The 23,243-nt window shown below is 56.5% G+C and carries 18 protein-coding genes, 4 tRNA genes and 1 pseudogene; 15 read left to right on the top strand and 8 right to left on the bottom strand.

The features are described from left to right. Positions 1-191: 191 nt before the first annotated feature. Complete coding sequence (locus tag QP381_RS09680) at positions 192-326, top strand: IS1/IS1595 family N-terminal zinc-binding domain-containing protein (protein ID WP_083856924.1); 135 nt, start codon at positions 192-194, stop codon at positions 324-326. A 380-nt stretch (positions 327-706) separates the two neighbouring features. Here the strand turns inward: QP381_RS09680 and QP381_RS05305 are convergent. The 3 genes from QP381_RS05305 to QP381_RS05295 form a co-directional block, all read right to left on the bottom strand. Then, positions 707-782 (bottom strand) — tRNA-Phe (locus QP381_RS05305). Between the two features lie 27 nt (positions 783-809). Continuing rightward, positions 810-883: transfer RNA gene (locus QP381_RS05300), tRNA-Asp, on the bottom strand. A gap of 60 nt (positions 884-943) precedes the next feature. Beyond that, positions 944-1,016, bottom strand: a tRNA-Glu gene (locus QP381_RS05295). Between the two features lie 222 nt (positions 1,017-1,238). Between QP381_RS05295 and QP381_RS05290 the strand changes: the two genes are divergently transcribed. The 3 genes from QP381_RS05290 (at position 1,239) to QP381_RS05280 (ending at position 4,632) form a co-directional block, all read left to right on the top strand. Then, positions 1,239-3,224 (top strand): mechanosensitive ion channel family protein, encoded by a 1,986-nt coding sequence (locus tag QP381_RS05290; protein WP_285068030.1) that lies wholly within the window; start codon positions 1,239-1,241, stop codon positions 3,222-3,224. Between the two features lie 109 nt (positions 3,225-3,333). Then, on the top strand, positions 3,334-3,753 hold the full coding sequence (gene msrB / locus QP381_RS05285) for a peptide-methionine (R)-S-oxide reductase MsrB (protein ID WP_103633163.1): 420 nt from the start codon (positions 3,334-3,336) through the stop codon (positions 3,751-3,753). Positions 3,754-3,759: 6 nt separating this feature from the next. Continuing rightward, entirely contained in the window at positions 3,760-4,632 is an 873-nt protein-coding gene (locus QP381_RS05280) for an EamA family transporter (RefSeq protein WP_285068029.1), read from the top strand. 389 nt (positions 4,633-5,021) lie between these two features. On the opposite strand, the gene QP381_RS05275 is transcribed toward QP381_RS05280, so the two are convergent. Next, a tRNA-Lys gene (locus QP381_RS05275) sits at positions 5,022-5,096 on the bottom strand. A gap of 79 nt (positions 5,097-5,175) precedes the next feature. On the opposite strand from QP381_RS05275, the gene QP381_RS05270 reads away from it, so the two are divergent. The 7 genes and pseudogenes from QP381_RS05270 to QP381_RS05240 all read left to right on the top strand — a co-directional run bounded on the left by QP381_RS05270 (position 5,176) and on the right by QP381_RS05240 (position 17,520). Then, positions 5,176-5,808 carry a hypothetical protein gene (locus QP381_RS05270; protein WP_285068028.1) on the top strand — a complete coding sequence of 211 codons (633 nt, stop codon included), beginning with the start codon at positions 5,176-5,178 and terminating at the stop codon, positions 5,806-5,808. A gap of 166 nt (positions 5,809-5,974) precedes the next feature. Continuing rightward, positions 5,975-8,371, top strand: coding sequence for an RNA degradosome polyphosphate kinase (locus tag QP381_RS05265; protein WP_285068027.1), 2,397 nt, complete (start codon positions 5,975-5,977; stop codon positions 8,369-8,371). Positions 8,372-8,515: 144 nt separating this feature from the next. Beyond that, positions 8,516-9,775: an NUDIX domain-containing protein gene (locus tag QP381_RS05260; RefSeq protein WP_442953401.1), complete on the top strand. Its 1,260-nt coding sequence runs from the start codon at positions 8,516-8,518 to the stop codon at positions 9,773-9,775. A gap of 3 nt (positions 9,776-9,778) precedes the next feature. Further along, positions 9,779-10,275: pseudogene (locus QP381_RS05255) on the top strand (IS3 family transposase); the annotation flags it as partial. 249 nt (positions 10,276-10,524) lie between these two features. Beyond that, positions 10,525-14,364 (top strand): YPDG domain-containing protein, encoded by a 3,840-nt coding sequence (locus QP381_RS05250; protein ID WP_285068026.1) that lies wholly within the window; start codon positions 10,525-10,527, stop codon positions 14,362-14,364. A gap of 194 nt (positions 14,365-14,558) precedes the next feature. Beyond that, positions 14,559-14,792 (top strand): hypothetical protein, encoded by a 234-nt coding sequence (locus QP381_RS05245; RefSeq protein ID WP_285068025.1) that lies wholly within the window; start codon positions 14,559-14,561, stop codon positions 14,790-14,792. Positions 14,793-15,270: 478 nt separating this feature from the next. After that, positions 15,271-17,520: a VaFE repeat-containing surface-anchored protein gene (locus QP381_RS05240; protein ID WP_285068024.1), complete on the top strand. Its 2,250-nt coding sequence runs from the start codon at positions 15,271-15,273 to the stop codon at positions 17,518-17,520. 124 nt (positions 17,521-17,644) lie between these two features. On the opposite strand, the gene QP381_RS05235 is transcribed toward QP381_RS05240, so the two are convergent. The 4 genes from QP381_RS05235 to QP381_RS05220 form a co-directional block, all read right to left on the bottom strand. After that, the gene (locus QP381_RS05235) at positions 17,645-18,958 is read right to left on the bottom strand and encodes a chloride channel protein (protein ID WP_285068023.1); all 1,314 of its coding nucleotides are present in this window, start codon (positions 18,956-18,958) and stop codon (positions 17,645-17,647) included. A gap of 6 nt (positions 18,959-18,964) precedes the next feature. After that, positions 18,965-19,414, bottom strand: coding sequence for a MarR family winged helix-turn-helix transcriptional regulator (locus QP381_RS05230; protein WP_285068022.1), 450 nt, complete (start codon positions 19,412-19,414; stop codon positions 18,965-18,967). Positions 19,415-19,635: 221 nt separating this feature from the next. Further along, complete coding sequence (locus QP381_RS05225) at positions 19,636-20,055, bottom strand: hypothetical protein (protein ID WP_285068021.1); 420 nt, start codon at positions 20,053-20,055, stop codon at positions 19,636-19,638. Beyond that, the gene (locus tag QP381_RS05220; RefSeq protein ID WP_285068020.1) at positions 20,027-20,155 is read right to left on the bottom strand and encodes a hypothetical protein; all 129 of its coding nucleotides are present in this window, start codon (positions 20,153-20,155) and stop codon (positions 20,027-20,029) included. The genes QP381_RS05225 and QP381_RS05220 overlap by 29 nt, the downstream gene beginning before the upstream one ends. Positions 20,156-20,568: 413 nt before the next feature. Between QP381_RS05220 and QP381_RS05215 the strand changes: the two genes are divergently transcribed. From QP381_RS05215 to QP381_RS05200, 4 genes are all read left to right on the top strand, one after another. Further along, positions 20,569-20,895 carry a histone-like nucleoid-structuring protein Lsr2 gene (locus QP381_RS05215; protein ID WP_006680732.1) on the top strand — a complete coding sequence of 109 codons (327 nt, stop codon included), beginning with the start codon at positions 20,569-20,571 and terminating at the stop codon, positions 20,893-20,895. A gap of 53 nt (positions 20,896-20,948) precedes the next feature. Next, entirely contained in the window at positions 20,949-21,686 is a 738-nt protein-coding gene (locus QP381_RS05210) for a phosphoglyceromutase (RefSeq protein WP_006680733.1), read from the top strand. 215 nt (positions 21,687-21,901) lie between these two features. Continuing rightward, the gene (locus QP381_RS05205) at positions 21,902-22,420 is read left to right on the top strand and encodes a CarD family transcriptional regulator (RefSeq protein WP_040318486.1); all 519 of its coding nucleotides are present in this window, start codon (positions 21,902-21,904) and stop codon (positions 22,418-22,420) included. 27 nt (positions 22,421-22,447) lie between these two features. Further along, positions 22,448-23,239, top strand: coding sequence for an IspD/TarI family cytidylyltransferase (locus tag QP381_RS05200; protein ID WP_179370125.1), 792 nt, complete (start codon positions 22,448-22,450; stop codon positions 23,237-23,239). Positions 23,240-23,243 lie beyond the last annotated feature (4 nt).

Below are 23,243 nucleotides of genomic sequence, written 5' to 3'. Positions count from 1 at the left end.
GTGATGGAATGTCGACGCTGAAGACGAGCGAGTGAAGTGACTGCGCAGGAGGTCGGCGTGACGGATCTCATCTTAACGAATACCGCTTCATCTGTGGGTTATAGGACAAAATGTGTTGATTTTTTCCTTGTTTTTCGTTGGTATTTCAGGGGAAACTGGGTGTTTAAGTTGGTGTGGGTCGTGGTTGATCCATGGCTAATGTGGCATGCCCTGTTTGTGGGGGTTCAACGGTACGTAACGGGAAAACGCCTGCTGGTCGTCAGCGTTGGTGGTGCAGGTCATGCCGGGTGAGCATGACACGTCGGATTGATAACACGGCCAAGTAGCTGGAAGTGTTTCTTGCCTGGCTGATGAGCGCTACCAGGCAGGCGGATATGCCTGGCCGGGGGCGTAGCTTTCGTAGGCATTGCGGGAAATTTTGGCGGGTCTGGCCGCTTGCTCCTACCGCCGGGGAGGTGTACCGGGTGGTTTATGTTGACGGGATCTATCTTGCCCGCAATGTCGTTGTTCTCATCGCTTGCACGGATACTCATGTGCTCGGCTGGTACGTAGCTAGAGCGGAAACCTCTCGCGCGTGGGCCGCTTTGATAGGGAAAATCCCGCCACCAGACATGGCGGTCACTGACGGCGGGAGCGGGGCTCGGGATAAATAAAAACCCCGAAGGATAAATAAAAACCCCGAAAGTTTGTGAACTTTCGGGGGATCTGGTGGCTCCGACCGGCGTCGATCCGGTGACCTTTCGATTTTCAGTCGAACGCTCTACCAACTGAGCTACAGAGCCAGTAACCGGACCGGCAGGTCTGGTCGGCGACCCCGACGGGACTTGAACCCGCGACCTCCGCCGTGACAGGGCGGCGCGCTAACCAACTGCGCTACGGGGCCTTACAACAGGTAAGACCTATTGAGTTATTTTCACTGTTCAGCACGAGTGCCGTCAGAGAGTACCCCCAACGGGATTTGAACCCGTGTCGCCGCCGTGAAAGGGCGGTGTCCTAGGCCGCTAGACGATGGGGGCCTTTTCGGCCACCACAGTGGCGTCCGAAGACGAGGAAAAGCATATGTGTAAAACGGGGTGGAATGCAAAACGGAATCATGGTGAACCGACTCACAGTTAATAAAAATGGCTAAAATTCGCTGAAAACTCCATATTGTTTCTCTCCGATTTGAGGCTTTCGGTGTCCGCGTCTAAGCCCGTGCGTCTTCAGCAATCTGAAGAATCACCCCCTAGGCTTGGACTATGACTTTGCCGACTCTGTTTTCTTCGCACATGCTGACCCTCTGGGGGGCCTCGTATATAGCCACGGAAGCTGATGCGCAATCTGATGGCACCCAGTCGGGCGTTGCGGAAGTCGCGGTGAGCAATGCCATTGATATTGCTTCACTGCTGCTCAGCGCAGCAGTGGCAGCGGTGATCGGTTTCGTCGTTGCCGCGTTTGTTTCCGCACTTGTCGGTCGAACCTTCCGTCGTTGGCCTGTGGGAGCCGCGCTGGTGAAGCGCGTTCACACACCCCTGTATGTCACAGCGATGGTCTGGGGCGCGTGGATTGGACTGAATTGGCGCCTGCAAGAAGCAGATCTGACAAAATGGTCGAACGGGGCCCTAGTCTCCAGCGCCCTTCACGGTCTGCTGATACTGGCGATTGTTGCGATGACGTGGATTCTGTATTCGGCAGCGTGGGTTTTTGAAGACGCGGCGCGTCTGCGTAACCGTGCGGATCAAGGGCGTTCGAGGCGCTTTGCAACCCAAGCCCAGGTGCTACGACGTTTGACGCAGGTTCTCGTTGTGATTGTCGGTATCTGCGTCATTCTGGGGACGTTCGCGGCCGCGCGCCAGGCGATGGGAACCCTACTTGCATCCGCAGGTTTGATCTCCGTGATCGCAGGTCTTGCCGCGCAACAAACCTTAGGCAACGTATTCGCTGGAATTCAGCTTGCTTTCACGGACGCGATCCGCGTAGGCGACGTTGTTGTAGCGAACGCGAAGGGAGAGTCGGGTGCGATTGAAGAAATCACGCTCTCGTACGTGGTTGTCCGAGTGTGGGATGAGCGACGCCTGATTATTCCTTCGACCTACTTCACCTCAACAACCTTCGAGAACTGGACACGACGGGCTGCCGCTCAGCTGGGAACGGTCGAAGTCCAGCTGGACTGGTCTGCTCCGATGGCGCTGATTCGCCAGAAGGTGGAGCAGATCCTGACCTCGACGGATCTGTGGGACGGGCGTACGTGGAACGTTCAGATGACGGCATCCGATACCTCGACGGTCACGATCCGAATTCTGGTGTCCGCCGCGAACTCTGGAAACCTGTGGGATCTGCGTTGCCACTTGCGAGAACGCTTGATCGAATGGATTGTCGCCGAAGAACCGTGGACTCGGCCGTCGACGCGCGTTCAGACCTACCAGGGAACACCGGTTGCGCATGACACCTCTCGCGCGCAGGTTGCAGCGTTCGCTGCTGAATTGCGCTCGATCGCCGGAGACACCTCGGTTCCGCTGGGTCACGAGTCTGGTAGTACGGCGATCGATGATGCGCGTCACGCCCTTGAAGGTGAGGATGCAGGCATCGATGCGGAGCACGCTGCTCGTATGGTCGCGGCACGCCGTAAAGCAAAGCGTGCGCGTCGACGTGCAATGGCGGATCGTATACGCGACTTGGCTGAAGCGGGCGATCGCGGAGAGGCCTCTCCGAGCGACGATTCGTCGACCCAGGTGATGACTCGCGGGACGCTACAGAAGGTACTCGAAGCTGTTGCGAAGGGTGTTCAACCGGGTACCGAAGAATCTTCATCGCCAGTGTCTGGAACGCAGGGCGTAACGGCCACGGGGGCTATCGGCGCCCACGAGCTCAGCGAAAAAAATGGGTCGGCTAGCGCCTTAGAGCAAGCCACCTCGTCTTCGCAGAGCGAGCAGAGCGAAAAGACTTCTTCGCAGAGTAAAGAACCGGACGCCATAACAATGACCCTGACAACCAGTGGCAAGGGCGAACGCTTGTTCTCCGGTTCACCTGACGCTGAAGAACGATCCGCGATCTTCGCCGGCCCGGGTGAAGACGCGCTCGCGGAACGTGAAGCGACGCGTCAACGTCGCGAGCGCGAACAGGAAACACGCGAGCAAGAAGCAATGAACGCCACCGGATCCTTCCCGGCCATCGTGTGTGATGGCGAAGAATCTGGCGACGGTCATGACGAAGATCTGACGGAAACGAAGATCCAGCACCTCTGATTCGCTCTGGGTGTCATCTACCCGCGTGAAGGTAACTTACCCGCGTGAAGGTAAGTCCGAAGGTTAATCGCGAATCGCGACCTCGTCCCTCAAGGGCGACAATAGGTGTATGACTGATTTTCCAAGCTTGAACGATGCAGCGAACATGACCGATGCGCAGTGGAAGCGTATCTTGACGCCGATGCAATACCACGTGCTACGCGAGGCGGGGACCGAACGCCCCTTCACGGGAGAGTTGCTGGGGGAAACTCGTGACGGCGCGTATCACTGCGCGGCGTGTGGTGCCCAGCTGTTCGATGCGAGCACCAAGTTCGAATCGCACTGCGGTTGGCCGAGCTTCTATCAGGCGAAAGACGCGTCGACGACCGAGATTGAAGACCGCTCGCACGGCATGGTCCGTACCGAGGTTCGTTGCTCGAACTGCGGTTCGCACCTCGGTCACGTGTTCCCGGATGCGCCGAATCAGCCGACGGGCAACCGCTACTGCATGAACTCTGCAGCGCTCACTTTCCTGCCCGCGGGCGGATGATGCGCGGTGCCATCGCTTCCTTCACAGTCGGGGCTGGACAGGGTTCCCGCTCAGTTTTTCATCGTCGGTTCGGCGCTGATCCAGTACGTTGGCGCAGCTATTGCAATCGGCCTGTTTGCACAGATGTCGCCTGCTTCGGTCGCATGGTGGCGAGTTTTAGTCGCCGCGAGCATCCTGCTCGCGTGGCGTCGCCCGTGGCGTGAAAAGTGGAGTCGCAAAGATCTTGTGACGTCCATGGTTTTCGGTGTGTTCATCATTTCGATGAACTCCACCTTCTACGAAGCCATCGCTCGCCTCCCGCTTGGTGCGGCCGTGTCGTTGGAATTCTTGGGCCCCGTTCTGGTTGCGATTTTTAGGGGACGAGGCCCAGCGCCACGCATCGCCGCCCTCCTTGCGTTTGCTGGGGTTGTGTCGATCTCTGGGCTTGGGTTGGACCTTGATGCGCCCGGCGTGAAGGCTGGTATTGTCTGGATTCTGTTGGCGGCGACTGCGTGGGCTGGCTACATCATGGTCGGTCAGAAGCTTGCGTCGAAACGGTCGGCGGTATCGAATCTGGCAGCGTCGCTCGGTTGGAGTGCGCTGTTCAGTTCGGTTGTGTTGGCTCCCGGTGGCGTCGGAGGTTTTACGTCTGCGCACTTGTTCGGGGCGCTCGTCGTGGTGGGTGTGCTGTCGACGGTAATTCCGTTCAGTTTAGAAGCTTTGGCGATGTCGCGTGTCAGCGCAGCAACCTTTGCCCTGTTTACGGCGTTGCTTCCGGCAACGTCGACGATTGTGGGTGCGGTGATGCTCCGTCAGCTCCCAACGCTGGGTGAGCTGGGTGGACTCGTGCTGATTTCCATTGCAGTCTGGATTGCGTCCTCCCCGCGCTTCCAACGCTGAAGCGTAGTTCTGGCCGGACTTACGGTTCCCGGTTCTGGCTGACGTGCACGCGGGTTGCTTTGTGATGGGCTTGGATCCGAATTTTGGCGGGGGATTTTTCTTCTTTGAACCAGTGTGTCGCAGGGCGCGCCCAGCTACGCCCGAAGTCCGATGAGCGAGTTGGCGTCAGGCAATTGGAGTGCCGTCGCCATGGCATTTCTGCGCCCCTTGATGCGACGAGTCATCTCTATGAGGAGAATGCGGAGAAACCGACGAAGGGTCGGATTCGAAGAATCTTGGTAGACCCCAATGTGGAAGGCTAAGGGGTGAGCTATGCGGAGGGGAGGTGCGCACACTGATCTGCAACCATGCAGGTGAAATGGTATTTGAAAAGCCGACGAAGCAAGTGGTGGTAGGCCCAGGGGGACTCGAACCCCCAACCCACGGATTAAAAGTCCGCTGCTCTACCATTGAGCTATAGGCCCAGCGGTTTCGGTCGCGCCAAAGCGCGTGAACCGCCCAAGATCGTAAAGATCTATCTCTATTGTAATAAGGATTCTTCTGATGGTTAAATCGTGTCCACCGCGTCGCCCCGCCATGTTGACGCCAACGAAGGCGGAGTCAATCGTTGGCGACGAGAACACGGCGGCAAGTTCCGGCTTAGCGCATTCGAGTGCGTGGGCGCTGATGGGCGTGGGCGATGAGGATTTTGACCGCGAGGCCACGCTTCGTCTTCGGGCTCTTGTCCGGAACCTGGGCGTGGACCAGGTGGCACACCTCTGGTCGCGTAGCCCGGAGTTCACTCTGCCGGGTGCTTTGTGGCGACTCTATCTTCTACTCGAGTGGTATGAACGCGAGCCCGGCCTCGTTGATGAGCGATATGTGGACGGGGCGCACGCCGATATTGTTCCGGGACTGGAACACCCTCTGAACTTGCCGGAGTTGGCGGACGTGATGGCGGATGTCGCACGACTGCTGACCGGCGAGCTGACGGACGATGATCTGGAAGAGGTCATCACGGACGCGTCGAATGCGATGCGAGTGCTGGCTGCTGGTTTCGGTGGTGGCGGTTCGTGGATCACGGATCCGCATGATCCGTTGGCCTACCCGGTTTCGACGCGTGCGAAGGCGCTTTTGAAGACGGCGGAAGAGCTGTCCGTCAGTGCGCGTGAGGCGCATGTTGGTGCGCTCGAATAGCGAGTCGGCGGGGTACGAGGGAACTGCAAGAGCACAATGCCCGCACGTTGTGATTCTTTGGTGTGTTGAAGCCCTTTTGGCGTGCGAAAACGCCCGCTCAATGACACCATAGAAGGTAGTTCAATGCGCCAACGCGCATAAAGCAACGATGCGTGAAGAGGCCCCCATGTCGAACGACGAACCCACATTCTCTGCTCCCGACGACTCGTGGCCGGGACCGGTCATGCCCGACGAGCGCGATGATGCGCAGAACGCGGACACGACTCAGGTGACCAATGGTGTTCAGACCGCTCGGGCAACAGAGATGTTTGTGCCTCCGTCGCAGGCTGGCGGGCTTGTGGGCGTTGAACATGAGGATTCTGAGTATGACGACGATGTGGCCACGCCTCGTATTTTGCTCCCCGCTTTGATGACTGACGTTGATATGTCTGCGCCAATCGGAGAGGACAAGCCACTGCCGAAGGGGCGTTTCGCGGATCGTGAGATCTCGTGGATGGCGTTTAACCAGCGTGTCTTGGAACAGTCGGAAGATCCAACGTTGCCACTGCTAGAACGCGCCTGGTTTACTGCGATTTTCTCGTCGAACTTGGACGAGTTCTACATGGTGCGCGTTGCCGGTTTGAAGCGTCGCATCGCCGCGGGGATCGCGAAGAAGGGCGCGTCTGAGTTGGAACCGCGTCAGGTGCTTGAGGGAATTCAGGCGCGTACGCAGGAGTTGACTGCGCGTCAGGCGCGTGCATTCCAGGACGATATTCTGCCGGCACTTGCTGAGCAGGGGATTCGTTTGGCTCGATGGGATGATGTGTCTGAAGATCAGCGTGCTCAACTCACCCGCTACTTCCGTCGTCAGATTTTCCCTGTTCTGACCCCGTTGGCGGTTGACCCGTCACACCCGTTCCCTTACATTTCCGGCCTGTCTTTGAACCTCGCGGTTGTTGTCCGCAATCCGCTGACAGGCAAACTGCACTTCGCGCGCGTGAAGGTTCCCCAGTCGCTTCCGCGCCTGATCAACGTGGATTCTGTGATCGGGGGTGGACCTGCGGAATCGTATGTGGCGACTGATGAAGGCACGACGTTCATCACGCTCGAAGACGTGGTGCGCGCGCACCTTGAGCACCTGTTCCCCGGTGTTGAAATCGTTGAAGCTCACGGGTTCCGAGTGACGCGTAACGAAGATCTTGAGGTCGAAGAAGACGATGCTGAAAATCTGCTGACGGCGATGGAGGAAGAGCTTCTGCGCCGTAAGTTTGGTCCGGTTGTACGCCTTGAAGTTGAGGATACGATTTCATCGTTCGTCCGTGACTTCCTGATCGAAAAGCTTGAGATTTCGCCGGCTGACGTGGTCAGCGTTCCGGCTCCGCTGGACTTGACGCTCTGCAACGAATTGCATGATCTGGATCTAACGGACTTGAAGTACGCGAAGTACGTGCCGGTGACCGCCGCTGGCTTGGCGGAGTTCGAATCGGCACGTGCGGGTGATATTTTCGCTCAGATCCGCTCGCATGATGTTTTGCTACATCATCCTTATGATTCGTTTGCGACGTCGGTGCAGGCGTTCATCACGCAGGCTGCCCGTGATCCGAACGTGCTGGCAATGAAGCAGACGCTGTATCGCACCAGCGGTGATTCGCCGATCGTATCGGCGATGATTGAAGCAGCGCAATCCGGCAAGCAGGTCGTTGCAATTGTCGAGATCAAAGCCCGTTTCGACGAGGAAGCGAATATCGGCTGGGCGCGAAAACTGGAGCGTGCCGGCGTCCATGTCGTGTACGGCATGGTCGGCTTGAAAACGCACTGCAAGCTCTCCTTGGTCGTCCGCCAAGAAGCCGACGGTTTGCGTCGCTACTGCCACGTGGGCACAGGTAACTACCATCCAAAGACCGCGCGTGGCTATGAGGACCTTGGCCTGCTTACCTGCGATCGTGAGGTCGCTCAGGACCTGACCCGCCTATTCAACCAATTGTCCGGGTATGCGCCTCGTTCGACGTTCCACCGACTGCTGGTTGCCCCGCTGTCGATTCGCGATGGGCTCATTGAACGCATCAACGCCCAGATCGCGCGCAAGAAGGCTGGTGGCGAAGCGTGGATTGGTATCAAGGTGAATTCCGTGGTCGACGAGGCCGTGATTGACGCCCTCTATCGCGCTTCACAGGCCGGAGTAAAAGTCGACGTTCAAGTTCGAGGCATCTGCGCGATCCGCGCCGGAGTTCCCGGCTTGTCTGAAAACATACGCGTCCGCTCGATCCTTGGTCGCTACCTGGAGCACTCGCGTATTTACGCGTTCGGGGTGCCCGGTGAGGAAGAAGTGTGGATTGGCTCTGCCGATCTGATGCACCGCAACCTGGATCGTCGCGTTGAAGCATTGGTTCGCATGAGCGACCCCGACCAGGTTGAGTATCTCGCAAACTTGATTAGGCGTGGCGTTTCATCGAAGACCTCATCGTGGGCGCTGAAGAAGAGTGGAAACTGGAAGCGTCATCAGGTGAACAAAGACGGCTCGCCCCTTGTTGATCTGCAAGTTGAGCTGATGGAGGCGGCCTCGTCGCGCGTGATCGGGCGGTAACGCAAGGGGTGGCGCGGGTTCGCTCGACGGGGATCGCGCTCTGAAGTTGAGTCAGCAACTCGGCGTGGTCGCTTGGCGGGCCGCAACTGCTGTGTGATCTCCGTTGATTCAGCGGGTGGGGCGCCGTGCCGGTAGGCTAAGGGGGTGTCTCGTTCGATTCGCCCGGCTCCAGTCCCGACGCGCCTTGTGCGCGCTGCGGGAGCTTTAGTGTGGCGTTTCGTTGATCCCGAGCGTCGGGGCGTTCCCGGACAGGTGATTGTGCCCGAGGACATTGAAGTCCTCATGGTTCACCGTCCTCGTTACAAGGACTGGTCGTGGCCGAAAGGTAAATCGGAAGCGAACGAACCGATCATCTGCGCCGCCATCCGCGAGGTCGAAGAAGAAACTGGCGCCTCCGTTATTTTGGGTGCTCCGCTGACAACTCAGCGCTACCGGCTTGGCTCCGGGCAGACGAAGGAAGTTCGCTACTGGGTGGGCACGCTGGCCGACGATGAGCGTCGCACCGGTCTGGGAACGTCAACGATTGCGCCTACGGCGACTGCTACGCCGATTCCTGCGTCAGTGTCTACACCGGCGAAAGTTCGTATTTCTCCGGCTATTTTCGCGAACCGCAAGAAGGGTCAGGCTCCAAAACTGGCTCCTGCGCCTACGCGCATGCCCGAACCCACGGGCAAACAGCCGGTCGTTTCGCCTGCGCAACTGTCGAGGCCCTCTGCTATTTCCCGCGTTCGCACTCCCGTGAAGCCAGCTCCGGCCAGCGAAATTGATGAGACCCGCTGGGTGTCACCCGGTCAAGCCGAGCAGATGCTCACCCGCCGAGGTGACCGGCGACTGCTCCAAGAGCTCGTCGCGCGAGCGGAAGAAGGCAGGCTTGTTACCGTCACGCTGGGTCTCGTTCGCCATGCGAAGGCGGTGTCGCGCACTCAGTGGGCGGGTGATGAGGCAACGCGCCCGTTGACGCGCTTGGGCGTGCGACAGGCGATGGGCTTGGTTGATGTCCTCAGTGCGTTTGGGATTGAGCATGCCGTATCGTCGTCGTGGATTCGTTGTCAGCAGACGCTTGGCCCGTGGGCGAGCGTCGGCGGGGGGCAGGTTGAGGTTCGCGACGAGCTCACGGAAGCTGCGGTTGCGACTGATCCCGCGTCGGCTTCGGCGGTTGTTGCGCAGTGTGTGCGCCAGATGAACGCGGTTGTTGTGTGCGCGCATCGGCCGACGATTCCGGCGCTGTTGGATCCGATCCGTGCGGTCACCCCTTCGACTTTGTTGCGTTTGTTGCCTTCCGAGAGTCCGTGGCTGACAACCGCGCAGATGCTGGTTGTGCATATTTCGCATGCGTCGGGTCGTCCTGAGGTGGATGCTATCGAGACGCATGGTACGCGTACGAAGGATCTTCTGGGACTCTAGGGCCGGCCAAATACCATCTTTGCAAGCGATGTCACCGAGTGCAGGGTTGCGGGCCACAAGGTGTATCTGTCACCGGTGATGGATCTGTTTGACCGCTCAATCGTTGCCCACACCGTGGCTACATCATCATCGACAGCACTTACTGCTGATTCCTTGACCACGGCACTCGCAGTTTGTGCACCTGAGCCTGGGTGGATGATGCACACCGATCAAGGCTTCCAGCAGCAACATTCGTCCAGGTGCAACGTGATCCATACCAACGCTGGTGTGCAGTCAATGTCACGTAAAGCCAACTGCTACGACAACGCGGTCACAGACAATTTCTTCGGACACTTGAAGACCGAGATGTACCACGGTGAAGTCTTCAACACCGTCACAGAATTCAACCAAGCAATACACAAGTACATCCAGTGGTACAACACTGAACGTATCCAACACGACTCAAGAAGCTACCCCCGATGCACTATCGGAATCAGGCCCTTGAAGCCCTAACTACCTAAAACTAAACCAGTCCAACTTTCAGAAGCTAGTCCAGCAAGTAGTGAAGGACTTCTCAAAACTAGTTTTCGGGGGGGGGGCTTGCCATTACTAAGGGTTGCTATAGCACTGATGGTTGCTCTATGCGATTCTTGCCGGTCGTGAGGTCGGCATGGTTAACTCCACCATCAACAGATGCAGGTGTTGAGGTAGCGAGCCTTCAGGCTCTCTCTACGCCCGAAAATATCTTCTCGGAAGGAAGATTTGACAGCATGACGAAGCAAAACGCGATCCGTCGTCGGGGTACGGCGATTTTAGTTGCTGCTTTCTCTTTAGCCATGGTGGGCACCTTTGCCTCTGCGGTGACGCCTGGTTCTCCACTTGTTCCGGCTGCTAATGCGCAGGATTCTGCTGGCGGCGATAAGGCCATCTATTCTCCTGGTAAGGCGAGCGAAGATGGCACGATCTCTGGGTCTGTCAAGGAGATTGTGAAGGCGGCCGTTGGTTTCAATAACGTTCAGGATGCCGGTAGGCCAATGGCGGGGGGTGTGAAGGTATACGCCCAGTGGTATGAGGGCGTCAACACGGAGCATTCGTCCCCGGTGTACTACACCGAGAGCGACGCTAACGGTAACTTCACCATCAAGATGGGGCCGTACACTGATGCTGCCGGCGTGACCCGCACGTTCGCTGCGGATGCAAGTGTTGGCTTGACGACAGGTGACCCTGCCGGTCAGCGCGATCAACGCCGTGAGAAGATCCGTATGTGGACGGAGCTACCGAATGATTTGACGGATAAGTATCGTCTGGTGCACCAGCCGGCGGCTGGTATCTTCCCTGGCATTGGCGCAACTACCACTCCCACTACCCAGGGTGACGGCCAGTGGGGTAACGGCAAAGTATCGGGTGTAACCATCCAGTACGCGCAGAAGGACAAACTGCCACAGCACCTTCCGAAAAACAAGTGGGCAGAGAGTGTTGGAGACTCCAGTAACAATGGTACCTATGCTGGTCGGGCATTTTGGAACCTTGATGTGTTGCAGGGCGCGTTAAGCCACAATGCTGTCAGCGCTTTTGGAGGCAAGGACGTCGCTGCTGCTGGTTTGAAAGTGGTTGGCTCTTACCTAAATGACCAGGCCGTGACCAAGATTGAAGAATACGCGAAGAATAACTTTGCGGGTAAGACTCTGCGTGGGAAAGGTTGGACTCCTACTGACGAAGAGGGCCTGCAGCGATGGATTAATGAGCAGGTAGCTGCGGATCCAGAAGGCTGGATTGCCGAGACGGTCACCACCACTACTGGCGCTGATGGTAGGTTCCAGCTGTTCTGGAAGGGTATCTACGGTAACAACCACACTGGTACGGGCGGTGGCATTAACCCGCCGGCTGAAAAATTGCACAAGCTGGCTGGTTCGTGGAAAGAAGGTTCCTGGACTAACGGCAACCTTCAATCCAAGCACGTCAATATGCACTGGAGCTACCTCAGCGTTCTCGGTGCTGATGGTACGCCGCTTCCTGACAATATCGGTGTGCTGTATCCTTGGTCTCTTGGCCAATGGGCGGGCCCGGGCTTCGGCGCTGATTTGGACGCTGGCGGCAACGCACAGCTCTTCGGTGGCGACGGCGTGCTAATTGGTAACACCACTGATGGCTACACGGGCTGGAACATCGCGCTTGCGCCGCAAGCCTTGAAGTTCGATGTAGTGGATAAGAACACCACTGATAACTGGGCGACGGTCGGCGATACGGTTCAGACTGATACCTCCGGTCTGCCGATTACTCAGGATCTGACCTACTACATCCGGTGGGTAGACAAGAACGGCAAAGCTGTCAAGACTTGTAAGGCCGTTAAAGCTGATGCCGCGACCAAGATCCCAAGCTGTCCGTTCACCGTTCCGGCAGAAGCCAAAACTGGTGATACGTTCACTGCTCACCTGAAGCTTTCTGATGGCGATCTAGATCCGGAAGACGACCTGACTCTGGCTCTGGATGCCTTCGCTGTGGCTCGTGAATACCTTGAGTACGACGAGGTCCAGGCGAAGTCTGGAGAGGCTACTTCCTCCGAGCCAAAGTTCGACAACCCGGCTACCGACGGCAAAGAAACCAAGCCTGAAAAGGCAAAGTTCGAACTTGGCACACTGCCAGAGGGCGTCAATAAGGATCAGGTTTCGGTTGATTCCGCAACCGGTGTTGTGACCTTCACTCCGAATGCTGACCAGGCTGGTAAGACGTTCAAGTTCCCAGTTATGATGCGCAACGAGGACCTGCAGGTCCCGGTTCTCGACGAGAACGGCGATCCGGTGAAGGGTGAAGACGGCCAGCCGAAGACCCAAGGCCGCGTTGTTGCCCATGCCGATGCCCCGTTCAAGGTAGAGGAACGCGATGCAACGCTCTTTGAGCCTGCGTATGAGGGTAAGTTGGTTGTTCCTGGCCAGGAGACGAAGTCTGCTCCGTCCTTTACTGATAAGGATGGTCAGGGTGTAGATGTTCCTGGGGATGCGAAGTTCTCGATTGGTGATTACAAGGCTCCTGAGGGCTATGTAGTTACGATCGATGAGAACACTGGTGAGATCACTGTTTCGTTCCCGGATGGGTCGAAGCTGAATAAGGACACTGTTGAGCAGTTTGATGTTCCTGTTACGGTGACGTATAAGGATGACAGCACTGATGAGGTGAAGGCTAACTTTAAGCTGGATACTGATGGTGATCCTGATAAGACCGATCCTGATGACGATAATGACGGCATCCCGGATAAGGATGACTCCAACCCGAAGGTTCCGAACCAGAACACGATCTTTGAGCCTGCTTATGAGAATGGTTCTGGTAAGCCTGGTGACAAGGTCACGATTCCTGCTCCTTCGTTTAAGGACAAGGACGGCAAGGGCACCAAGGCTCCGGAGGGCACCACGTTCACTCCTGGTGATGGCACGCCTAATGGTGTGACCATTGATAAGAACACTGGTGAGATCAAGGTTCCTATTCCTGCGGATGCTCAGCCTGGTAGCAAGATCGAGGTTCCGGTTGTTGTGACCTACCCTGATGGCACCACCGACAACGTGACTGTCACGATTACCGTGACGGAGAAGGACGCAACTCCGGTAACGCCGGGTGAGCCGACTGAGCACAATCCGTCTCTGGGCGCCTCTGCGGACGACCCGGCAGACTGTAAGATGCCTCCGTTCGTCACCGTCGAGAAGACCGAGGGTGTTGTATACAAGGTCACCGTTGGTGGCGTGGAGTTGCAGCCTGACGCTGAAGGCAAGTACGTCTACGAGTACGGTCAGACAGTCAAGGTCGAAGCAAGCCCTGCTCTGGGCTTCACCTTCCCCGAGGGTGTAAAGACCACTTGGACGTACACGACCATGCAGAACGAAGTCTGCAACGTTCCCGACACTAAGGACAACGAGAAGTACCAGCCTGAGTACAAGGATGGCACCGGTAAGCCTGGTGAGAATGTTACGGTTGACAAGCCGACCTTCAAGGACGGCGACGGCAAGAAGGTAACGCCTCCGGAGGGCACTAAGTTCACTCCTGGTGAGGGCACGCCTGACGGCGTGACCGTTAACGAGGATGGTTCCATCAAGGTGACTATTCCTGAGGATGCTAAGCCTGGGACCAAGATCACTGTTCCTGTTGTTGTGACCTACCCGGATGGCACCGAGGACAACGTTGACGTTACTGTCACGGTTGGCGAACCTGACACCAAGACGCCAGACTGGAAGGACGGCTCTGGCGAACCGGGTGGCAAGGTCGTAATCCCGAACGATGGCGGCCCTGTTGAGGACGGCACGACGGTCGACACCGACGGTCCCGGCAAGGCAAAAATCGATGGCGACGGCAACCTCGTTGTTGACATCGACGACAACGCTAAGCCTGGTGACAAGATCGTAGTTATCGTCAAGGACAAGAACGGCAACGAGATTGATCGCGTGACGGTCACCGTTGAGAAGCCTGCCGCTGGCGATATGACCACCGAGCCGGGAGTCAAGAAGTCTAAGCTTGCGCGCACCGGTGCGCAGGTAGCAGGACTCGCTGGTATCGCAGTCGTAATGGGCGTAGCAGGCCTTGGCCTGGCGCTCGTGCGACGCCGTCGCGAAGGCGAGGAGAACTAATCGCCTAGTCGACGAACACCGGCATAACAGTACGGGGGTGAGACCTTAAACGGTCTCACCCCCGTCACCGATTTCTCCTATAGCCCGAACAGTGCTGAACGAAATTTCGGTGAGGCACCAAAACAACGTTGTTTGCTCCGCCCGGCCAAATCCGTGATATGTACGAGCGCAAATTTGTAAGACCTGCATCTCAAATGAAGTTAAAGTACAAAAGTAACCTTGCCTGTTTTGTTTTGAAAACCAAAACCTCCATTTACGGCACCCTAGTGGACCAGGACTACTTCACCGGGCAGCCCTTTGGCTCTTCCAAACCCCAAAATGTTCGCGGTATGGATCGCCTCTCAACGGCAATCCAGAACGTTCGTGAAGAAAAAGGTAAGGACGCTGTGCTGCTTCTAGACAACGGCGACGCTGCGCAGGGCTCATGAATCGAAACGGTGTACCACTCGAACCGGACAGATAGCACTGTTGACCCGATGGCTAGTGTGTTCAAGTACTTGAAATACGATGCGGTGGGTGCTGGTAACCACGAATTCAACTACGGCCGTGGAGCCCTAACCGCCTAGAATTAAACCAGTCCAACTTTCAGGGGCTAGTCCACTCATACGGGGTTTGTCCTATCTGGCATTCGCTGTAAGAAAAGACTCGATCTGCTAGCGAGAGTCGACTGGAAGCAGGGATTACCGTCAATTGCGTCTTTCTAGGCGCAGAACCACCCACTTATGCACAAGCTTTAGATCCCCATTCTTTTTATCCACAATTTCTTTTCAGTCCACTCGCACCCACGTGCGCCGAGCGGAACACTGGTGGCAACGACAGGCGTCGTCGCGAAACCCACTTCTCGCAAAGTTGTTCGTCTGGTTGGTGGGTTCCACATGTATTCCCATCAGTTGAAAGGAATTGATGATGGTGGATTCTTCTGTGCCTAGGGTGGCACACTACTCACGGCTGAGGCCTCTCTTAGCCTGCCTTGCAACGATGGTGGTTGTGTGTGCCTCGTTGATTGCTACGGCTCCTGCTTCTCTTGCCTCGGGCTCATGGGTTCGTGGCGTGCCGATTGATGGATTGTCTGGCTGGCTGGGAACGTGGGTTCCCTATAGTGGTCAGCCGGTTCCTGGGTTGTGTATTCAGGCTGATGCGGTGAATCCTGCAGCTGAGGTGGTCGTGTCACCGAGTCAGTTGAGGGTTCAACCATCGCTTGCTCGTCCGGCTGATCTCAGCGTCGATATTGCGCAGATGGCGTACATCATGAAGTGGTACACGCCAACGTCGCTTGAGTTTTCGAATACTGACGTCGATGCTGCTGCAACAGCTTTCCTTGCTCACGTGAATTTTGAGAACTCGCGTCATGCTCAGGCGAACGTGAATACGCTTCTTGCTACCGTTCCCCAGAATATCCAGTCGCGTGCGCGCCAGATGGTTGCTGAAGCAAAAGCCTCGGGTGTTGTTGGGTGGAGAGCCGGTACGGTGACGGGGGAGCGTATGCGCTTTGGCACTATTGACGGTATTGGTGTTACTAATGCTGATGGAACTCTGATCGCGGGCAAGCCGTTCACTATCACTCTTAATGGCCCGGCGGTGTTTGAAGAGACTGGGACGAACACTTATACGGGAACAACTGCGTCTGCACCGATTGGTGGTATTCAGTGGCGCTCAACCGCGAACGGCACGGTCCACTCGAGTATTAAGTATGGCAATCTTGGTGCTTCTGCGCTTGGTTATGCGTCGCCTGGTGGTGGTCGTCAGGACGTTATCTGGTTTGCTGATAAGGCTCATCCGCGTTCTGAGACGGTTGCGGGCCCGTCGTTTGAGGTGATTTTCGACTTCCAGCCGATTGCTACGTCCAATGTAGGCACCTCTAAGGTGATTGACTCTACGACCCTGGTGGACACAATCACTGCCAGTCCTGACCCGAATTATGGTGATGGCAAGTGGCTTGAAATTGACGGTCAGCCGGTTCCGGTTGTGTATGAGGGCACTGCCTATGCTCTGGGTGAAGAGCCGGTAGAGCCGCGCGATGAGGTTCCCGCAGACGCAAAGGCGGTCGCGACTGCGTCGTTTACAGCAGAGGGTCCTGGTGAGCATACTGTCAGTGTTGATGTGGCAGGTTTAGCCCCTGGGTTTTACACGTGGGCGTGGAAGGTTGTCAAGGATACTCAGCCTGGCACGATTGGTGACCCGGCGATTGACATTAAGGAATTGGTGCACGCCGACTGGCACGACCAGTTCGGGCTGGGCGATGAAACAACGTCGCGTCGTTTCAAGGCGAATGTGGATACCACTTTGTCGGTTCGTGAAACGAAGTCGGGTTCGTACCTTGTCGACGACATGTTCGTCACCCAGATGCCCGAGTCTCACCCGAACTTTGCCGGCAAGGCTGGTTTTAAGGCTGACGAGCTGAAGTTCACGCAGAAGCTTGTGTTTTTCCCTGAGGGCGAAGCGGTCACTGACGAGAATATTGCGGCCGCTGAAACGATCAGCGAAGTTCAGGTTGATGCTTCCAACGGTTTCAAGCCTTCTGTAGGGTCAACCAGGTTCAAAATGAAAGACGGCGAGCCGGGTACGTACGTGTTTGTCACCTCGTTTGCTGGTGATGATCGTGTTGCTCCGTTTACGACCTCTGTTACTGACAAGACTGAGCAGTACGTTGTTGAGGGTAATCCGCCGACATTGAAGACCACTGCGACCGACAAGACAGACGGCGATAAGAGTCTTGCTTCTTCGGGCATGGTTACGATCACGGACAAGGTGTGCTACACGAACCTGAAGCCAGGCAAGGAATATACTCTGGCAGGCACGTTGATGGACAAGGCCACTGGCGGGGCGCTGATGGTTGAGGGTAAGCCTGTGACCGCCTCCAAGACGTTCACGCCAGACCAAGCTGACGGGTGCGAAAACGTTGATTTCACCATCGACGGCTCCGTGGTGGCTGGCAAGACCACCGTCGTTTTCGAACGCCTCGAACGCGACGGACAGACCATCGCTGTCCACACTGACATCAACGATGAAGGCCAGAGCGTGCTCTTCGAACAGACTCCCACCCCGTCGGAAGAACACCTTGCGAAAACCGGTGCCCAGACCCTCTCAATCCTCGCGGGTGTCACACTCTTTGCACTGATGGGCGTCGGAGCTATTGCACTCCATCGTCGCTCTTAAAAGCAATCCACGCCCCAACAGGGGGAGTGCCCGCCGGGGCGCTCCGACCAAGGGTGAAGAAAAGAAGATTGCTGCAAGGTCGCGCACTAAGAACGCCAAGCGATGTTTGAGGTGCGCGGCCTCGTCAATCAGAAGAAGGAAGAGTTGGAATCGACGCGGTCGCGTGAACTTCAGCAAGCCTGCGAGCCTCGCGTCTCTTACGAATCCACGCAGTCGTCAACACCGAACCAACCAAAGCAATCCCAGTAGAACCAACAATGGGAAGACCTGCAAAACCGGTGAACTCGAAAACCAGAGTCAAACCGGTTAACGGAGCCGCCATCGACGAACCCAAGAAAACCGCAGCTCCAATAAACACACACGCAGCCACCGAAACGCTGGGAACAACCTGTTGCCACACCAAACCAGTCACCGCACCAATGCCGGCACCTAGGGCGACTCCAGGAGTCAGCGTTCCACCCCACGCCCCAGCACGAATCGTCACAAGAGTCGTGAACGTCTTCGCCACAAGGACCAATAGTGCCGTGATCAAACCAGCGCCAGCTAGCCAGCGAGCATCAAACTGCGTCTGAGCACTCGCCTGCCCATTGCCGAGCACCGAAGGAATCACCATCGCAATAAGACCAACAACGACGAACGCCAGCGGAAGTGACCAAAGAAGGTGAGCAGAGCGGGGCTTAGCCTGCTCGCAGTGGGCAACCCACGTTCGGAACAATTCACCCAGCGCACCCAAAATGGGTCCCATGATCAGCGCCCAGACGACAAGACCCCACGACGTCTTCAAAGGCTCAACCGAATAAAAGGGTGCAGGTCGATGCCAGCCTGTAGACACCAATACGGAAAGAACAGTAATAAAAGAAGCGGTCACAACCGCCTTCGGGCGCTTGGACAAAAGCAGAATTTCAAGAGCATAAACAGCGCCGGAAATAGGAATCGAATACACAGCCGACAAGCCGGCACCCGCACCACACGCGACAATAATTCTGCGATCCTCGGCGGACAACCCGCAGTGCGAAGATAGCCAGGAAGAGAGCGAGGCGCTCACTTCACGAGGAGCCACTTCACGGCCAATCGAAGCTCCCATGCCAACCAAGACAATCTGCGTCAGCGCATGCCAGATGGTTCGAAGCGGAGGTAGCGTCTCTCCCTCAACCCCAGCCTTCACGCTGGTCAGCTGAGGACTCTTCTGGAACATCACAGTCCACGAAATAGCCCCTAACACGCCAGCAACAAGCAGGATCAAGGGGCGATGCCATGAAACGGAGGCAGAAACAGAATCAAGGAATGTGCCCGAGTGATGATTCCACACCACTGCCTCGACTCCATGCAGAAGGCGAGTACACAGCCAGCCAACAATTCCGGCGGTAACCCCCGTCGCAAGGGTCGCGCTGATATAGCGAACCCAATAGGGCAGGGTAGTGAAGCGGTTGGAAGGCACAGCGGGTCAGGCCATATGGTCGTCGATGCGTCGAGCGATGCGACCAAACACTTCGTTGAGCACGGTGACTTCTTCTACGCTCAGGTCGTTCAGTACGATCTCTCGAACGACCTCACGGTGCACGTCAGCAGCCTTTTCGAAGAACTTCTTGCCAGCATCCGTCATTAGAATCAGGCCACCACGTCCGTCACCCACGCACGTCGTACGCTCTACGTATCCGCGAGAGACAAGCCGATTTACAGTGTGTGTCAGGCGGGAGGGGCTGAATACAACCTCATGAGCCAAAGCGGAGGGGCGAATGCCTTCATCGCCAGCTCGTGCCACCTGAAGGAGCACGTTATATTCGGGCTGAGTCACGTGGCACTCCGCCTTCAGCTCGGCTTCGATAGCGTTCGTCAGACGTGCCGTGGTCACGAAATACGTTTCCCACGCGCGTCCGCGAGCATCGCGTCTCATGATCATCCCTTCAGCGGCGTTTCAAAGTCAGCAAACCCAGGCCAATGCGAGGCTTCTTGGTCTGAGGCAGCGTCCGTGGCCACCTGAGACGCAAGGTCTCAACTATATCCGATTCAGAAAAGTTATCGAGTATAGGTGAATCATTCTCTGGCTGAGAAACGACGGAATCTCACGGTTCGTCATGTGAAGTGTGAACAGAAAGTGCCAAACGTCCAAAAAGATCACGTACGCCTCGCGCAATCCGATCGGCACGTTTCGCTGTCGAAGACTCCTCCGACATTCCAGCGTGAATGATGACGAACCGCATCCTGCGACTTGCGTGCCATGAAGACTTGACCATCCAGACCAACAATTGCCTTCTTTACAGGACCGTGACCGTAGTGTTCAAAGTGCTCGTGGTACAGGGTGACCATGTGTTCTGGCGACCAGAAAACACTGTTGTGGAAGAAACAGTCACCGTAATAGGCGACCTGTACAGTAATTTCGGGGGAGCGAATAGGGCCGTGCCATACAAATGGAGCAATTCCGTTCAGTGGGCGTGGAGTGGAAGTGAAACCGTGCAAAGGCGTACGTACGGAATTTACCGTGCCAATCGACATCATCTTCGCTCCATCAACGGCGTAGAAGAGCGTAGTTTTCAATGGCCAACGGAATACCGTTGCGAATATTTTTTCCGAACCACGGGTAAACCGAATCTGTATTTCCGTGACTCATCATCAGGTCAATTCGACCACCTGACATGTATTGCGCCATTGCGTAGTCTTCGGCATTTTTGGTGGGGTTGTTGGTTGTAATCAGAGTCGGTGGTGTCTGAGACGCTCATGATTCCGAACTGCAGGGGTACTCTTTGTTCTTAGCTGAGATCCAATGTGGTACAACGTTCAACTCAATTGAAGTCGGTGGCAGATTTTCTCCTGTGCGCTTCGTCTCTAGGCCTACGAGGTTGACCCCACTGAACAAAACACCCCTCTTGGTTCAAACGTCGAAGAGTTTTGGTCAATTAACTCTCACTTCTAGTCTTACTTTATAAGTATTCAATTTCACTATTTAAAAACGGTTGCGTCGGTTCTTTCTTATTTTATATTCTGTCTTCAGACAATTTGATTGTCTCCGGACAATAACAATCGAACATCAATGAGTGAATAGGACCCCTTATGAAGAAGACGCACGTTGTTCTCGTTGACGATATTGATGGAACTCCTGCAAAAGACACCGTTACATTCTCATTCCAGGGTGTGACCTACGAAATTGACCTCTCGGAAGAACACATTTCTGAAATTTCCGCTGATTTTGAAAAGTGGATTTCTTCATCGCGCCGTATCGGTGGTCGAGCAATCCGCGGTTCGCGCGTGGCCTCGTCGGCAGCTCTGTCGCGCGCAGGTGAAATTCGCGCATGGGCCACAGAAAACGGAATCCAGGTTTCCGACCGTGGGCGCATCCCTGCCGACATCGTCGCGAAGTTTGAGAGGGCTCACGCCTGAGATAGGTCCTTGGGGTCTATGACAACACCCCTCGAAGATGGAAGAATGACGTCATGACATACACACTGGTGCTGCTCCGCCACGGCGAGAGCGAATGGAATGCAAAGAACCTCTTCACCGGCTGGGTTGACGTGCCGCTCTCCGAAAAGGGCCGCGCCGAAGCCGCACGCGGTGGCGAGTTCCTCAAGGAATCTGGCGTTCTGCCGGACCTCCTGTTCACCTCGATGCTGCGCCGCGCAATCATGACCGCGAACCTCGCACTCGATGCTGCCGATCGTCACTGGATCCCGGTTGAGCGCAACTGGCGTCTGAACGAGCGCCACTACGGTGCTCTTCAGGGTAAGAACAAGAAAGAAATCCGCGACGAATACGGCGAGGATCAGTTCATGCAGTGGCGTCGTTCCTACGACGTTCCGCCACCGGCAATCGAAGCTGGCTCCGAATTTAGCCAGGACACCGACCCACGTTACGCAGGCGAGCCGATCCCGATGACCGAATGCCTGAAGGACGTCCTTGAGCGCCTGCTCCCGTACTGGGACGGCACCATCGTCCCGGCAATCAAGACCGGCAAGACCGTCATGATCGCCGCACACGGCAACTCGCTGCGCGCCATCGTCAAGCACCTCGACGAAATCTCCGACGAGGACATTGCAGGCGTCAACATCCCGACCGGTATCCCGCTTGTTTACGAGCTGGATGAGGAAACCCTCAAGCCGATCAAGAAGGGTGGCACCTACCTGGATCCCGAGGCAGAAGCAAAGATTGCTGCTGTCGCCAACCAGGGCAAGTGAGCATCTAGATAGCTGAACGAGTGGGGCGGATCCGCGAAAGCGGATTCGCCCCATTTGTATTGTGCTGATTTGAATCCACATGTGAAGTAGATCGCGGGGGTGGACCGAGTGCCGCCCCTCGTGAGTGGCTTCGGCCCGCCAGCGCCTAGTCGGGTAGGAAACGGGTGCAAATGGTAGACTTGTATTCGCTAGTCGCATATCTGCAGGGAGCTCTCATGACGTTCGAAATTGGTCAGACGGTCGTTTATCCGCACCACGGTGCAGCCACGATCGAAGAGATCTCTACGCGCACGTTGCGTGGTGAAGAGATCACGTTCTTGACCTTGCGCGTCGAACAGGGCGACATGACCATTCAGGTTCCCGCAAATAACGTTGACCTTGTTGGTGTGCGTGAAGTTGTCGGTGAAGATGGGCTGGAAGAGGTTCTGAAGGTTCTTCGCGCCCCCTACGTTGAAGAGCCCACCAACTGGTCCCGCCGTTTCAAGGCAAACCAAGAGAAGATCGCAACCGGCGACATCGTGAAGGTCGCTGAAGTTGTTCGTGACCTGACGCGTCGCGACGATCTGAAGAAGCTTTCCGTTGGTGAAAAGCGTACCCTGACCAAGGCTCGTCAGATCCTCTGCTCTGAACTTGCGTTGGCGCGTAATATCACCGAAGAACAGGCAGCTGCTCGCCTTGACGAAATCCTCGCCGAAGGTCGTATCACCCCTGAAGATGCCGTAGACGCTGAGTGACCTGACCCGTCACACTTCGGATCCTCAATGTCAACCGCTCTTGCAGTCCTGACAGCAGCAGGCTCCGGCACCCGTTTGGGGGGTGACGGTCCCAAAGCTCTTGTTGAGCTTGCTGGCACTACTCTTCTTGAACGATCCGCCCGCGGGCTAGCTCAAGCTGGTGTTGCAGGTATCGTCGTGACAGCGCCCGCCGATCAGGTCGATACCTTCGCCACTTACTTTCCAGATGGACGTATCACGCTTACAAGCGAGCAGGGCGAATCCTGTTCAATACCTGTTCTTGTCGTTGCGGGATCATCCGCGTCGCGTCAAGCCTCAGTTGCCCTCGGACTGGATGCGTTAGAAACCCTCGCCGAAACCCACGGGATGTGCCTTGACGCTTCAACCCCCGTCCTTGTTCACGACGCCGCGCGAGCTTTGACTCCGCCAGACGCGATTCGTCGCGTCATTGCAGCCGTCACGTTGGGATACAACGCTGTCATCCCGGTTCTGCCAGTGACCGACACGCTCAAACAAGTTGGCGACTCCACCGCGTCAGCACACCTCGGCATCGGACTGCGCCCGGTGGTGGCAACCATCGACCGTTCCGCCCTTGTCAGCGTGCAGACACCTCAAGGATTCGCGTGGTCCACCTTGCGCGAAGCGCACGAGTCCGCCCGGACTCGTGGAGCAAATGAACGTACAGCGGCGACCGATGACGCGGGTCTTGTGGAAGACGCGGGTGGCCAAGTGATGACAGTCCCTGGCGACCTTCTCTCCATGAAAGTCACAACCCGGCTCGACCTTGCGCTCGCAACACTTCTACTCGATCAATCCTGAAAAC

This window comes from Pauljensenia sp. UMB6358 (assembly GCF_030216865.1).
In the GTDB taxonomy this organism is placed as follows: Bacteria; Actinomycetota; Actinomycetes; order Actinomycetales; family Actinomycetaceae; genus Pauljensenia; species Pauljensenia turicensis_A.
The sequence above is the reverse complement of the archived record's forward strand: the minus strand, read 5'-3'. Positions and strand labels throughout refer to the sequence as shown.